We start from the raw sequence: 15,762 nt of genomic DNA on the forward strand, positions 1-15,762 counted from the left end.
GTGTGTCTAGAACTTTAATAACAGGTAAGCCAGCAGTTTGTGTGTCTAGAACTTTAATAACAGGTAATCCAGCAGTTTGCGTTTCTAGAGTATTTGACGGCGTAACTGTAGCAGCTGACAGAATGGTTACTACTGATAACGCAATTATTCCTTTAATCATTTTTTATCTCTCTTAGCTCAGGGTAATTATTAAATTGTTATTTTTGACAACTAACAATCTAAAAGCAGTTTCCGTGCCAATGTTGATAAATAGTTTAGTTTTTGTTTGGTAATTGCGGTTTAAATTTTGCTTTGTTGTTTCTATCTACTGTTAAAAGTCGCTCGAAATCTTGCTCTGGAACGGGCTTGCTAAATATATAGCCTTGAATTTCTTCACAATTTAACGCTTTTAAAATATTGAGTTGGGCATTATCCTCAACACCTTCTCCTACCACAGTTAAACCCATATTGTGTGCAATAGTGATGATTGAGTCGACCATCTTTAAATCGCGATCAGACTTATCAATATCATCCACAAATGATTTATCAATTTTTAAACAATTGATTGGAAAACGTTTAAGGTAAGATAATGATGAATAACCTGTACCAAAGTCATCTAATGCAAGGCTAACCCCCATTTTTGCAAGTTGTTGCATGACTTTAATCGCCTTTTCAGGGTTTTTAATCACAGTGCCTTCAGTGATTTCTAGCTCTAGATGTTTTGCTGGTAACTTAGTTAGTCGTAAAATTGACTCTATTCTTTGCTGTAAATCAGCTAGCGCGAATTGACGTGACGATAAATTGACGGCAACGCGGCCATTAAACAGACCTTGCTCTAACCACTTATGTGCAGCAAAACAGGCTTTACGCATTACAACGTCGCCTATTTCGACAATTAAACCATTTTCTTCAGCAAGTGGAATAAAATCATTAGGCGGAATAATTCCATGTTTGGGGTGATTTAACCTAACTAATGCTTCCATTCCTGCTAAGCAGTCATTTTTGAGATCGACTTTGGGCTGGTAATAAACTTCAAAATAGTCTTCTTTTAAGGCTTCTCGAATTAAATTTTCAACCTCTAATTGTCGTAACGCATTTTGATTAAGAGATTCTGAATAGAATTGATAGCGGTTACCGCCAGCTGATTTTGCGTGATACATAGCAATGTCTGCTTTTCGAAGTAACGCTTGTTCATTTTGCTCATCTTCTGGATAAAGTACTACGCCAATGCTGATCCCTAATACCAAACTTTCATCATTAAGTTCAAATGCAGGTTTGAGGGATTGAATAATATTTGATGCAATCATGGCACTTGAGCCGATATCTGGGTTTTGATCAATCAATAATGCGAACTCATCACCGCCTAATCGATATAAACTGGCATGATTTGGAATTGTTTTTTTAATCCGCTCAGCAACGTTTATCAATAACTCATCACCGATTTGATGACCAAGGGAGTCATTAATGCGCTTAAAGTTATCCAGGTCTAATACCATTAAAGTATGGTGGATATCTTTTTTGACTAAATTACTTAAGGTAACTTGTAAGCTAGAACGGTTAGGTAAACCGGTTAATAAGTCATTGTTGGTTAATTTACGTAATTCTTCTTCTTGCTGTTTACGCCGAGTAATATCAGAAAAAACACCAACATAGTGGCTTGTTTCACCTTGCTCGTTATAAATAGCATCAATGGTTAATTCCATTAAAAAGAAGCTTTCATCACCCTTTTTCGCTTCAATTTCACCATTCCAACGTCCTTGTTGACGTAAAGCCGTTCTAATTTGCTCTGAATAAGAATCTGGGTAACGGGTAAATGCGAGTTTCTGATTCATAAAGTTATCACGAGAGCAGGATGCTATTTCACAGCAAGCATCATTGACTTCCACAAAAACATAATCTTGATTCAAAATGAACATCCCCTCAGAGATGTTCTCAATTGCACGGGCAAAAAGTTTAAGCTGCTCTTCAACTTGTTTTATGTTGTTGATATCTTTAATTGTGCCCGTCATACGCACAGGATGATCTTTCTGATCGCGCTCTACAATTTTGGCTCTGTCTAGAATCCACATCCATTGATTATTTCTCCCTTTCACTCGGTAGGCTATTTCGAAGTGATCTGTGATATTGCTGAAATGATCATTGAGTGCTTTTTGAACTCTGGGTTGATCTATTGGGTGGATATTGCTCTCTTCACCAATTTTTCCTGAACGGTGACCATCTTGCGGAAAGTCCAACGTCCCCCAAATATTGGATCGAAATATTTTACCAGTTTCAATATCCCAGTCCCACATTTCATCGCCGCTGCCCCAAAGGGAAAGCTTAAGACGTTCTTCACTTAGAGCGATTTGTTTTTGAATTTCTCTTCGGCGCAATATCGCTTTTGTTATTAACAGTAAGATTACAAGTGATATGAAGCTATAAATGATTTTCGCTCTCATAGAAAGCCACCATGGCGGAGAAATCACAACTTCTATATTTTTTATTGTAGATTTTGAACCAGTTGTTCTTTCTACAGCAAAAACACTAAATTTATATGTTCCATGTGGTACATTCGTATAGGTTGCGGAATTAAAATTCTTGTTTGGTAGCCAATCTATATCTATACCTTCAAGTTTATAATAGAAGTCGAACTTGTTTATATTTGAACCAATTATATTAAAATCAAAAGTAAAGGGGTAATCAGAATGCTTTAAAGTAATGGATTTTTTGTACTTGACTGCTTGATCAAGTATTTTTGAGCCAATAGATACCTTTTCGTTAAAGATTGAAATGTTTTTTATTGATAATGAGTACAGCATCTTATTATTTAAAGAATTCAATACTTCTTTAGGCGAAACATATGTTAATCCATAGGGACCACCAATTATTATTCCTGAATCAGTATCTATCGTTGATTGAGTGCTATAATCTGAAAGTATTCCATTTTCAGTTGTAAGTTTAAGTTGTTTTTTATTTTTTATATCTAAAAGGTTTATTTCCATGTTAGATGGCGCAATTAATACATCATCTATTACGCTTAAGGAATACGTTATTTTATTGGTTTTAAGTAATTCAATTATTTTTTTATCTATTTTGTTATAAGCCATAATGGCAGTTCTTGAACCAAAATAAATTTGATTTTTATAGCTGACTAGACTAGCGACAAGTTCTTTTTCATATAATTTAATAACTTCTCCCTTAGTGTAAACAAGTAAGCCTTTTTGTGTAGCAATGTATATGTCTCCATCAATATATTCTAAATCAAATACAGGATGGTTTGTTCCTGTATCAATTGTTATTATTGATTCATTATCAATATTATAAAGCAGAATTTCTCCATCAAAAGTACCTGCCAGAAATTGATTGTCACTGATCTTTTTGAGCTTAACTGTATATTTGGGGGTGATTTGTGTAATTAAGCTTTTATCAAAAAGGCTTCGTTTTATCAATCCTGAAGAGGAACCGATAAAAATATTATCACCCATTGCTAAAACAGATTTATATCCCTCATTGGCAACTAATATGCCTCTTTTTTGATCTTTGCTTATTAGGTTTTCGTTTAAAACAATTATATTCTTATCATTATTTGCGATTACAATATTATTTCTGTTCTGGCTTATGGACCAAATTTTTTCTATGTTGAGGTTGATTTTTGAGGCTAAATTACCATTTATTGAAACGTGTTGAATTCCATTAGTGTAATCGGATAGGAATAAAGCATTTTCAGTTAGATAACTTATGGTAGAACTATTTTTTGCCAACTCGATGTTTAATTTTCCAATTTTTTTTATTTTATTATTTACCCCCTCGATGTCGACAGATAATATTTCGCTTAAACTAAATATTAATATTGAATTCTTTTTCTTATTAAAGGCTATTGATGAAACTTGATTTTTTAATATTTGTTTTCCATCATAAAATAGCCCTGAAAGTGTAGATGTTAGTATTTTTCTGTTGAATATTTCAAAGTCGGTTGATTCATTTGATTTTATTTGAGTTAGGCCTTCTTTACTTGTTAAGTATATTTCGCCGTTAAAGTTCCTGATATATATGTCATCATTGAGTGTTCTTATTTTTTTTATTTCTTTGAACTTTTCATTTTCTACATGTCTTTTTTCATTTGTGAATTTTGTATTAAAAATATAGATTTCATTGTTTAATCCTACATATGTAAGATTATTTTCACTATGTAATGCCCAAATAACAGAATTTGATATAGGATGATTATCTTTTGCTAAAGAGAAGGTTTCCGTATATTTATCAAATATTGCCAAGCCTTTATCCGTGCCTACTAATAATCTATCTTGATCGTCTATAATGAGATTACGAATAAATGAGCTGGGTAATCCGCTGCCATTATCTTCAGCGTAAAAATGGGTGAACTCAGTTCCGTCAAATCGATTTAGGCCATTAACCGTTCCTATCCAAACATATCCCTCGCTGTCTTCTACAATGCTGGTTACTGTGTTTTGAGATAGGCCATTAGCAACAGTATAAGACTCATAATTGAGGATAATATCTAGTTGTTCTTCATTGAAGTCAGAAAAAGACATGGCAAACGCGAATGATGCTTGAAAAAAAGTAAAGATCAGCAGTAGAAAAGGTAAAATTTTAGGCATAATTTATTTTTCTTGTTCTCGTAGATGCCAAGTAGAAGCAGTTAGTTGCCTACTTTTTCAGAATCCAGGGTGTTTGTCAAAAGTCTGTTAAGTAAATTGGTTTGAATGTTGTTTTTATGTACCAAGTTCAAACCCTTGTTATTCTTAGATAACAGTATTTTACCGATAATACATATGCTTAATTAGCGATTTACGCTAATAGAAAACATAAATTTAGCTGTTTATGTCGATAGCACTGTTGTAGAAATTTAAATTAATATTTTTACAACAGTGCACTTAGTCTAAAAGTTAAATTTTTCAGCTGCTTGTTTGAATGCTCTTAGATCTGAAATCATATTGTCAGACGTAAGCTGCTGTTTTGAGTGTTGTTCTCCACAGCTGAATAAGACTAGGCGGTCACAGTGCTTACTGCGCATTCGCTGCATCATAAACTTAATTAAATCTGCTCTGGTTAATGTTTCAACTTTAGCGGCAACACTTTCACGTTGGTCAAACTGATAGTCTCTATTACCCAAGCTGACCCAATAACGTTGGCCTCGGGTTTTGAGGTTTGAGTCATGCTCCATTATTTGGCTAATTAAACCTTGTTTGGTGCTTTCCCATTGCTCATTGGTGATTTGCATAACGGCATAACTAAAATCTGCAATAAATTCGTCAATGGCTTCAAGTAAAACCCTCGGCCCGGTGGAAGGGGATTGAATATAAAAAATCATTCCAGGGTGGCGATTGAGGGGTAAATATCCGGTGCCAACCATATAGCCTAGCTGTTGTCTTGTGCGTAACTCATGAAAAAACGTTGATGACATTGTATGGTTCAATAGGCTAAACAGCGCCATTTTCTCAGTCGTTGCCTTGGTCGATTGATAATAAACAATGATGGCACTATCTTGATGTTGAATAGATTTTTCTCTTAACAGGGTACCAACACCCTGCAAATCAACAAGCTCTCTTGATGACTCATTGCTGGGTTTTGAAACCAGAGACAATAGATGTTCTAAACGTTTGCCTAATGCTTGCGCTTCAGATACTAACCAATCACCGTAAACCAGTCCTTCTAGATAAACCTTTTCAAAAAAGTCGCTCACATGTTGATGCAACTCATCTAAGGAAATCGTTTCGAGTTCTTCTGCCATTCTTGCTGGTTCAAAACTGCGCTTCTGTAGGGTAACGGTCAAACTGGTAAACAGTTGTGAAATGGGTTTCGCTTGAGCAACATTATGCCAACTCCGCAAAATTTGTTTACGGATCATGTCAAATCTGTCTTGGGTAAAATTACGTTCACGCGCTTTGTGAATGATTAACGATAATAAACTTTCTTGATTACCAGTAAAGCCTGTGAGATGTAAGGTAATTCCGCCTTGATGCGGATAAATATTATAATTTAGACCAGCCACTTCAGCTTGATAGGTTGATTCGGTTAAATAATCGAGTAGCAGCTCAACGTAAAGTCGTGTCAGTGTCGCATGGCGAGGTGACAGACTGGCTTTTTGTGAATCAAGTGATAAGTACAAATGGCCTTTTGGGACATTGAATTCATCATCCTTTCTATGCCAAAGGCGATAACCTTCACCCTCTGCAACAATCACCGGAACCTTTGTTTGGCTTAATTCTGATCTAGATTGTGGGTTAGGCACAATAAAGGGATTAGCTTTAGGCAGTGCTAGTTCAGATCTGATTTCTGATTGTTGCCAATAATCCAATCTTGAGGGCGCAATATCCGATACTTTATAGGGGGTGTGGTACCAGGCGGCTTGTTTATTGGTATCTTGATCTTGTGCAACAACCTGAAGACGCATATTGAGCGGGTGCATGAGGTCCAGCAATGAACGTGCTTCAGCAATATCTAGCTTGTCCATACGGTAGTCACCGTAAACCACATCCTCAATGGCATAATGATGCATATTAATGCTGAGATGGCTGGCAAGATCTAATGCTTTAATTTGTTCTTGAAACCGAAAAGCAGTATTCAACAGGTTTGCGCGTTCTTGATAGCGCCATTCTTCTAATCCTGTGAGCTTTATTAAGTGAATGTATTCAAAAATACACTTCACAACATCATCGATAGCTTTATAACCTTTGTCGGTTAATTGCACGCTCACTGAGTAATCTTTAAAGTTAAAACCATTAATGCCACCGCCCGCGGATAAATTATTCGCCAGGCCTTGTTCTTTTAAATATGACAGCAAGCTGCCTGGACTTTCGTTACCTAATAAATGGCTGATGAAGGTTAAAGGTTTACGTTTATAAAATTGGTCAATACCTGGAAGGGCGAAGTTCACACTGATTCGTTTTTGTTGCTTTAGCGGCACGATTGCAATTTGTTTCAGGCGCTCGGCATCGGTGACCAGTAATGCTTCAGGATAGTGTTTACTTACTCCGCGATTAACTATCGATTCAAAATAGGTTTTTGCCCAAGTTTCTAATTGGTCTAAAGAGTCCGGTGCGACCAAACATAATGTCATGATGTTGGCACAATATTGTTGTTGATAAAATGCTAGTAACTCTTCACGTAAAACCGATTCCGGACCATCTAGGGTGGTTAAATTACCTACTGAAAATTTTGAGAAAGGATGCGCCTGATTAGTGGTTTCTTTTTGTACTTGATAAACGCGGCGAATGTCATCTTTTAGCTTAAGACTATATTCCGATTCAATCGCATGACGTTCTCTATCGACTAATTCGATATCAAATTTTGGCGCAATAAAAAACTGGCTAAATCTGTCGAGGGACTCTTCAAACACGTCGGCATTGATAGTATAGAAAAAATTGGTTTGCTCGGTACCTGTCCAAGCATTGTTATTGCCACCATGTTGATTAATAAAAGCATGGTATTCACCAGGATCTGGGTATTTCTCTGTGCCTAAAAACAGCATGTGTTCTAAAAAGTGCGCCATACCAGGTCGCTCAACTGGGTCGTCAAAGTGTCCCACTTGAACGGCCATTGAGGCAGCAGCTTGATTAGATTGAACATCTTCAACCAATAATACCCGAAGTTTATTTGAGAGACGGATATAACGATATAAGCGATGATCATTTTGACTTTTATGTATTGCTGGAAAATCGGACAAGTGAAGGCTCCAGGTAACGGTTCTAGTTATATATTGATATTGTTATCAGTTTTTAGCAAATAACTCGCGATACTTTTATTTTGTTTATCGACTAAAGTTGAGTTAATTTTTGTTGGTGGACGGTTTCGTCTGCGTCTTAATGAGGCTACAATTGGTTCACGAGTAAATAAGATTGAAATCGAGTGTAGTATGCAGTTGTTTTTGATGCGTCATGGTGAAGCCAGTTTTGATGCGCCATCGGATCGCGAAAGGATGTTAACGCATAACGGGAGATACCAAACTGGCCAAATGGCTGGTTTGCTCAATAACCATATTTCTCAGCTAGATTTGGTTTTAGTCAGTCCTTATCTACGCGCTCAGCAAACTTGGCAGGTAGTTAGTAAACACTTACCTAAAGCTCGTAAATGTGTGGTATTGGATGACATTACGCCTTCAGGCGATCCAAGAAAAGCTGCCGATGTTATTTTAGCTTATGCCGAACAATATAAAGCCGATACCGTGTTAGTGATTACTCACATGCCGATTGTCGGTTTTTTAGTCAGCGAACTTGTTGCGGGTGCTGAACCTCCGATTTTTGCCACATCTGCTTTCGTACAAATTGATAAGCATATGGAAGTCGCTAGTTTAGTCGGGATGAATTATCCGTTAGCGGGTTAATCGGTAATGGGTCATTCAATAAACTCGCAGGTTCGTTATTATCTTCTATGTGGCTGTTCGCCAATATCAATTAATACCAATAGCGCAGCATCGCCACCCCATTCTTTAGGAGCTTGATGAAACGCTTTTACTTTGGGGTGTTGAGCTAGCCACATTGGTATTTGTTGCTTCAAAATACCCATTCCATATCCATGCATCACGCTACAGCAAATACTGTTTTGTTTCACGCAAGCTTGAATTAAGGCAGCAAGTTCTAGTTTGGCTTCTGACTGTCTTAAACCATGTAAATCCAGTAATAAGTCAGGAACATAATCACCACGACGTAAACGTTTAAGTTCTATATTATCAACATTTTCGTTGGCCCAGCGCATTGGGCCCGTTACCGGAAGTAAAGGTTGATAAGTGTCAGAAAAGTAGCTGCTAGCATGAATTTGCTGCGCTTTAATTTCTACTTGTTGCTTGGCTTTTACGGGTTGTTTGAAGTGATGGGCTTGTTGCTTTATCGGTTTGATGCCAGCAACAAGATCACTAAACGACTCGAAATCAGTGATATTTTTGTCATTCATGGCGATATTGTATTGAATTCTAGGCCATCTTAATAGACATCAGTTACAATGCAGCAGAACTATTTTGTAGGAGTGTGTTTTGGATAAAATTTTTGTAGATGAAGCGGTCACGGAACTGCGCACCATTGGCGATATGCTACGTTGGGCTGTGAGCCGTTTTAACGATGCCGGTATTTATTATGGCCATGGTACTGATAATGCTTGGGATGAAGCCATTGCATTAGTTTTTCATGCATTACACCTACCAGAAGAAATTGGTCAGCAAGTGATTCATTCAAACTTAACCAGCAGTGAAAAGCATAAAATTGTTGAGTTGATCATTCGCCGAGTACGTGAACGTTTGCCTGTACCTTATTTAACCAATAAAGCGCGTTTTGCTGGATTAGAATTTTTTGTTGATGAGCGCGTATTAGTGCCACGTTCGCCAATTGCTGAAATGATCAATAATCATTTCAGTCCATGGCTATATAACAAGCCTGTTCATAGAATTATGGATTTGTGTACCGGTAGCGCCTGTATTGCTATTGCATGTGCTTATGCTTTTGAAGATGCTGAAGTTGATGCGCTTGACATTAGTGAAGATGCGCTTGAAGTGGCTCAAATTAATATTGAAACACTTGGCGTATTAGAACGAGTGTTCCCGATCCAGTCTGATTTATTCTCGGCTATTCCTAAAGGCCCCCACTACGATTTGATCGTATCAAACCCGCCTTACGTAGATGAGGATGACATTGGCGATATGCCAAACGAGTATCATCACGAACCTGCGATTGGCTTAGCTTCCGGTCGTGATGGGTTGGATTTAACCAAGCGGATTTTAGCCAATGCCGCAGATTATTTGACCGACAGTGGTCTTTTAGTGGTTGAGGTGGGGAATTCAATGGTGCACTTAATGGAACAATTCCCTGATGTGCCATTTACCTGGGTAGATTTTGAATTTGGCGGAGACGGTGTGTTTGTATTAACCCGTGATCAGCTAGTTGAAAATGAATCACTTTTTGCCATCTATAAAGATAGTGAATAAGAACCTTGTATTAGTGTACCATTACACTACTCAGTGTTTACTTGTGAAGGGATAAAGGGCGCATGTCAGGAAACAGTATCGGGCAAAATTTTGTAGTGACCACATTTGGTGAAAGCCATGGTGTGGCGCTTGGATGTATTATTGACGGCTGTCCTCCTGGGCTAGCATTAACCGTTGAAGATATGCAACATGACTTAGACCGTCGACGTCCTGGCACATCGCGATATACCACCGCGCGTCGTGAAGCCGATGAAGTGCGTATTTTATCTGGGGTGTTTGAAGGTAAAACGACTGGGACGTCTATTGGTTTGTTGATTGAAAATACCGATCAACGTAGTCAAGATTATTCAAATATTAAAGATTTGTTCCGTCCTGGCCATGCCGATTATACCTACCAACAAAAATATGGTTTACGCGATTACCGTGGTGGTGGGCGCTCATCTGCTCGTGAAACAGCTATGCGTGTTGCCGCCGGTGCGGTTGCTAAAAAGTATTTGAAAGCCGTTCATGGTATCGATATTCATGGCTATTTATCTCAACTTGGCCCTATTTGTGCTGAGCTAATCGATTTAGCACAAGTAGAGCAAAATGCCTTTTTCTTTCCAGATGCAACCAAATTGGATGCGCTGGATGAATACATGCGTGAACTGAAAAAATCTGGCGACTCGATTGGCGCTAAAATTACCGTAGCAGCCACAGGTGTTCCAGTGGGATTGGGTGAGCCAGTATTTGATCGCTTAGATGCCGATATTGCCCATGCCTTAATGGGGATTAATGCGGTAAAAGGTGTTGAGATTGGTGATGGCTTCGGTGTGGTTACTCAAAAAGGCTCAGAAGGGCGTGATTTAATGTCACCACAAGGCTTTGAATCAAATCACGCTGGTGGTGTTTTAGGTGGTATATCTTCAGGTCAACCTATTGTTGCCAATATTGCCTTAAAGCCGACATCGAGTATTAGCGTGCCGGGTAAAAGCATGACTGCTCAAGGCGAGGTTGCCGACGTTGTCACTAAAGGACGACATGATCCCTGTGTCGGCATCCGTGCGGTACCTATTGCTGAAGCGATGTTAGCCATTGTGTTAATGGATCATCTATTACGCCATCGTGCACAAAACCAAGATGTACACAGTGAAACTCCCGTAATCGGAATGCGTTAAATGCCAATCACCTCTAGCCCTGAGTTGCAGCTTCGCTGGCTCAGGGCTTGTTATTTCTTCTTCTTTGCTATTTTAGGTGTGTTAGTACCGTATCTGGGCGTGTTCTTTGACGCTCGCGGCTTTGATGCACAAGAAATAGGATCCTTATTAGCGATTTTAATGGCAACGCGGATTGTGGCGCCTAATCTATGGGCAATCGTAGCCGATAGAACCGGAATGAGGGCTGGCTTAATCAAAATTGGGGCTTTTTGTGCTGCACTGACTTTTATCAGCTTTTTCTTTGACGGTGGTTTTTGGTATCTGGCCATCAGTTTGACTATATATACCTTCTTTTGGAATGCGATTTTAGCTCAGCTTGAGGTGATCACCCTTGAAACCTTAGGTGACAAAGCTAATCAATATGGCGCTATCCGCAGTTGGGGTAGTGTCGGCTATATTGTTTTGGTTGTGGCAGCAGGAATGGGTATTGAACGCTTTGGTGCTGAAGTGCTGCCTTATATTGGCATGATGCTGTTTATGGGGTTGCTTGTATGTGCTTTGCCTCTCCCATCCACAAGGGCGGTGGTTTTAAGTGCCGCTGAACGTCCTAAGTTACAGTTAGATAAATCCATTGTATTATTTTTGCTCTCTGCTTTATTACTGCAAATGAGTGTCGGCCCTTTTTATGGTTTCTTTGTACTTTACCTTAAACAAATTGGTTACTCCGAAACCTTAGCGGGCATTATGGTGGCTATTGGTGTGGTGGCTGAAATTGCCATATTTTTATACGCATCTAAGTTAATTGGCAAATATGGTTTACGTCAGTTGTTAGTCATAAGCACACTGTTAACCGCGATAAGATGGTTACTTTTAGGGTACTATCCCGATAATTTACTTTTACTGTTATTGAGCCAAGCATTACATGCGTTTACGTTTGGCTTAACCCACGCGGTATCGATTCAGTTTATCCATCGACATTTTGGCATTCATCACCGCAGTAAAGGGCAGGCCATGTATGCCAGCATTAGTTTTGGTGTAGGTGGTGCGCTAGGTACTTGGATTAGTGGTCATATTTGGGGAGATGGAAGCTGTGCGATGCATGTGTGGCTATTTGCTGCTGCGTGTGCTTTTTCTTCGGCCATCTTGGTGCTTTTTATTCCCAACATGAACGGTAAAGCACTGCGCCAAGATGTTGAATTGGCTTAACCATCAGCGTTCTAACATACATTTAAATGCATGAAATAAAAAGGAGCCAATGTGAAACCGTTTCGTTTAGGTTTACTTATTAACCCATTAGCGGGTTTAGGTGGCAGTGTTGGTCTAAAGGGCTCTGACGGTGTAGCGGAAGAAGCATTAGCCAAAGGTGCCGAGCCAAAAGCACACTTACGCATGCAGCAAGCATTAGAGGTAGTGTTACCCTATCGGAACCGTATTCAAGTGATTACGGCTTCAGGCTGCATGGGTGAGGATCTCGCCCGAAAAATGGGCTTTGATACCCATGTTGTCTATCAACATCACTCAAATGTTGATTATGCAAATGAATCGTCAGCCACTCAATCAATCTCTAAATCAATGGATCAGGCAAGTGTGAGCACTACTCATCAAGATACCTGTAATGCGGTTGAGGCTTTGATGAATGAAACTCTCGATTTACTGTTATTTGCTGGTGGAGATGGCACTGCAAGAGATGTCTATTCTGTTGTAGATGATGCTACTGTGGTATTAGGTGTACCGGCTGGCGTTAAAATTCATTCAGGTGTTTATGGCATAACCCCTAAAGCATCAGGCTTGGTGGTTAAAATGCTGCTTGATGGCGAGTTAGTTAGCTTAATGTCTGCTGATGTGATGGACATAGATGAAACAGCATTCAGGCAGGGCACTGTAAAAGCAAAACGTTTTGGAGAAATGCTAGTGCCTGCTGAACCTAGGTATGTACAAGCGGTAAAAATGGGTGGCAAGGAAGTTGATGAATTAGTGCTAGCCGATATCGCTGCCGATGTGATTGAGTCAATGGAAGATGAAATCTATATTATGGGCTCTGGCAGCACAGTTGCGGCGATCATGGATGACTTATATCTAGCCAACACGTTGCTTGGTGTTGATGTTATTCAAGATAAACAATTAATAGCCAGTGATGTGACCGCCCAACAACTACTTGATATTACCCAAGACAAGCCGACAAAATTGGTGATCACCTTAATTGGTGGTCAGGGCCATGTATTGGGAAGAGGTAATCAGCAATTATCGCCAGCATTAATAAAACAGCTGGGTAAAGACAATATTTTAATCGTTGCCACAAAAACTAAGCTAAAAGCACTTGATGGACGCCCATTAATTGTGGATAGTGGCGACCCTGAATTAGATAAAGCCCTTACGGGTTATTATAAAGTTATTACTGGTTACCATGATTATGTAATGTATCAAGTGGCTAACCCAGATTTGGTGGAATAAACCCATGTTAGAAAAGTATGATGCAGCGATGGAATCTTGGATAGAAGAAACCGTCAGTAATGGTGATGACGATTCACTTTTTGCTAGTGGTTACTTACAAGGCCATATCGCCGTAGTATTGGCTAAATTAGAAGCCCAAGCTGATCAAGGTCTTGATGCATTAGATCATGAAGTTATTCAGTGTCTAGCACTGGCCAATGAAGAGCTTAATGATGCTGATTATGTGCTAGTAGCAAAAGCCTGGCAGCAATTACGCAGTCGAATTGTTGAAGCAGTATCTTAGTCGATGCCTGATAATCAAGTAGTAGACTCATGCTTAGTTAGCCAAACTGAGCAAGAGTCTGTCCAGTGTGTTGTCCCGAATGAGCCACATGTCGCTATCGGGCTTGTTAATCCTAAAACGCCAGTTAATGTTGGCGGGATTATGCGAGCTTCAGGTTGCTATGGCGTAAATCAGGTATTTTATACTGGAAGACGTTATGATTTAGCCGTTAAAGCTGAAGCACAATATGAAGTTGATAAGAAGCAAGCTGCGAGAACCATCCCGTTGCAGGGGGTTGAGTCATTATTAGAGCAAGTACCGGCAAACAGTAAGATTATTTGTGTGGACTTAGTGGTAGGGGCGATACCGTTACCTCAATTTACTCATCCAGAAAAGGCTTTTTATATCTTTGGCCCTGAAGATGGTTCTATTCCGCAGCACATTATCGATGCTGCCGATGATGTCGTTTATGTACCAACAAAAGGTTGTATGAATCTAGCTGCATCAGTGAATGTACTGCTATACGACCGACTTGCTAAATCAACTGAACACCAAACCGATGATAAACTCATCATGAAAAGTCGCGATAATAATAATCGCACTCGAGTGAAGCATTGGCTAAAAAAAACTGTGTAACAGCAGGTTTTATTTCATATCTTTACGGCTGAATCACTGCAGTAAGCCGCGCCGAATTTGTTATTCCAAGTTTTTGATACCCATCCTTATTTACTTTTTAGTGGATTGTCATTGATGCATTTCCATCATTCAAAGCATTCACGAGTTTATGCGCCGAATATAAATTTACCCTAAGGTATTTTGTGGTTATACCAATCACAGTAAATAGGTGTCCAGAAATTGCGTAGGAAAAATGCGTGATAACAAGGCAGATTTTTTTTGATAAGTAGTTATTCTACAATCAAAAAATCTAACGCAGTTATCAGGTATTTTCACAAGATAGAATGATCAGTTATTTATTATGATTGGTATTATTTAGGGGTAACTTTGCGCGTATAAGAGGGTGGCGGGAGCCGGATTTGAACCGATGAGCTTTGCGGATAATAAGAGCTGAGTCCGATATTATCTACAAGTAAAACTAGATTGATAAAATAAGTTGCAAGAGGGGGGATTTGAGTACAGAAGTTATAAAGTAAATCAGAAATAAAAATTGGTTGCGGGAACTGGGTTTGAACTGATGAGCTTTGCGGATAATAAGAGCTGAGTCCGATATTATCTTTCAACTGGATATGGTATTTATAAATTGGTTGCGGGAACTGGGTTTGAACTGATGAGCTTTGCGGATAATAAGAACTGAGTCCGATATTATCTTTCAACTGGATATGGTATTTATAAATTGGTTGCGGGAGCCGGATTTGAATTGATGAGCTTTGTGGATAATAAGAGCTGAGTCCGATATTATCTACAAGTAAAACTAGATTGATAAAATAAGTTGCAAGGGGGGGGGATTTGAGTACAGAAGTTATAAAGTAAATCAGAAATATAAATTGGTTGCGGGAACTGGGTTTGAACTGATGAGCTTTGCGGATAATAAGAGCTGAGTCCGATATTATCTTTCAACTGGATATGATATTTATAAATTGGTTGCGGGAGCCGGATTTGAACCGACGACCTTCGGGTTATGAGCCCGACGAGCTACCATACTGCTCCATCCCGCGACTGTATTTATTACTAGTATTTGTTCATCAAATTGATTGCAGGAGTCGGATTTTAACTTACGACCTTTGCGAATAATAAGAGCTGAGCCCGATATTATCTTTTCACCAATGTGATAATTATAAATTGGTTGCGGGAGCCGGATTTGAACCGACGACCTTCGGGTTATGAGCCCGACGAGCTACCATACTGCTCCATCCCGCGACTGTATTTATTACTAGTATTTGTTCATCAAATTGGTTGCGGGAGCCGGATTTGAACCGACGACCTTCGGGTTATGAGCCCGACGAGCTACCATACTGCTCCATCCCGCGACTGTATTTGAATCGCTGCGTTTATCTAAAGTATTT

General features: G+C 39.1%; 10 protein-coding genes and 3 tRNA genes. 7 read left to right on the plus strand and 6 right to left on the minus strand.

The window, feature by feature from the left end; genetic code table 11:
• Positions 1-254 precede the first annotated feature (254 nt).
• Both IEY03_RS15790 and IEY03_RS15795 read right to left on the minus strand, forming a co-directional pair.
• A complete protein-coding gene (locus IEY03_RS15790) occupies positions 255-4,577 on the minus strand; it encodes an EAL domain-containing protein (protein WP_194483537.1) in 4,323 nt (1,440 codons plus the stop codon).
• A 281-nt stretch (positions 4,578-4,858) separates the two neighbouring features.
• Positions 4,859-7,645, minus strand: coding sequence for an insulinase family protein (locus tag IEY03_RS15795; RefSeq protein ID WP_188843485.1), 2,787 nt, complete (start codon positions 7,643-7,645; stop codon positions 4,859-4,861).
• Between the two features lie 189 nt (positions 7,646-7,834).
• Here IEY03_RS15795 and sixA point away from each other — a divergent pair, with 189 nt between their 5' ends.
• On the plus strand, positions 7,835-8,302 hold the full coding sequence (sixA, locus tag IEY03_RS15800; protein WP_188843487.1) for a phosphohistidine phosphatase SixA: 468 nt from the start codon (positions 7,835-7,837) through the stop codon (positions 8,300-8,302).
• Between the two features lie 38 nt (positions 8,303-8,340).
• On the opposite strand, the gene smrB is transcribed toward sixA, so the two are convergent.
• The gene (gene smrB / locus IEY03_RS15805) at positions 8,341-8,868 is read right to left on the minus strand and encodes an endonuclease SmrB (protein ID WP_188843489.1); all 528 of its coding nucleotides are present in this window, start codon (positions 8,866-8,868) and stop codon (positions 8,341-8,343) included.
• A gap of 79 nt (positions 8,869-8,947) precedes the next feature.
• Here smrB and prmB point away from each other — a divergent pair, with 79 nt between their 5' ends.
• From prmB to IEY03_RS15835, 6 genes are all read left to right on the plus strand, one after another.
• Positions 8,948-9,892, plus strand: a complete 945-nt coding sequence (gene prmB, locus IEY03_RS15810) for a 50S ribosomal protein L3 N(5)-glutamine methyltransferase (protein ID WP_188843491.1) — start codon at positions 8,948-8,950, stop codon at positions 9,890-9,892.
• Between the two features lie 62 nt (positions 9,893-9,954).
• Positions 9,955-11,049: a chorismate synthase gene (aroC, locus tag IEY03_RS15815; protein WP_188843493.1), complete on the plus strand. Its 1,095-nt coding sequence runs from the start codon at positions 9,955-9,957 to the stop codon at positions 11,047-11,049.
• Entirely contained in the window at positions 11,050-12,234 is a 1,185-nt protein-coding gene (locus IEY03_RS15820; RefSeq protein WP_188843495.1) for an MFS transporter, read from the plus strand. It abuts the gene before it with no gap.
• A 51-nt stretch (positions 12,235-12,285) separates the two neighbouring features.
• Entirely contained in the window at positions 12,286-13,479 is a 1,194-nt protein-coding gene (locus tag IEY03_RS15825) for an ATP-NAD kinase family protein (protein WP_188843497.1), read from the plus strand.
• A 4-nt stretch (positions 13,480-13,483) separates the two neighbouring features.
• Positions 13,484-13,762, plus strand: coding sequence for a YfcL family protein (locus tag IEY03_RS15830; RefSeq protein WP_188843499.1), 279 nt, complete (start codon positions 13,484-13,486; stop codon positions 13,760-13,762).
• Positions 13,763-13,765: 3 nt separating this feature from the next.
• On the plus strand, positions 13,766-14,377 hold the full coding sequence (locus IEY03_RS15835; protein ID WP_188843501.1) for an RNA methyltransferase: 612 nt from the start codon (positions 13,766-13,768) through the stop codon (positions 14,375-14,377).
• 960 nt (positions 14,378-15,337) lie between these two features.
• Here the strand turns inward: IEY03_RS15835 and IEY03_RS15840 are convergent.
• From IEY03_RS15840 to IEY03_RS15850, 3 genes are all read right to left on the minus strand, one after another.
• Positions 15,338-15,414 (minus strand) — tRNA-Met (locus IEY03_RS15840).
• A gap of 125 nt (positions 15,415-15,539) precedes the next feature.
• Positions 15,540-15,616, minus strand: a tRNA-Met gene (locus tag IEY03_RS15845).
• A gap of 33 nt (positions 15,617-15,649) precedes the next feature.
• A tRNA-Met gene (locus tag IEY03_RS15850) sits at positions 15,650-15,726 on the minus strand.
• Positions 15,727-15,762 lie beyond the last annotated feature (36 nt).

The sequence above is a fragment of the Shewanella aestuarii genome, assembly GCF_014647215.1.
GTDB lineage: Bacteria > Pseudomonadota > Gammaproteobacteria > Enterobacterales > Shewanellaceae > Shewanella > Shewanella aestuarii.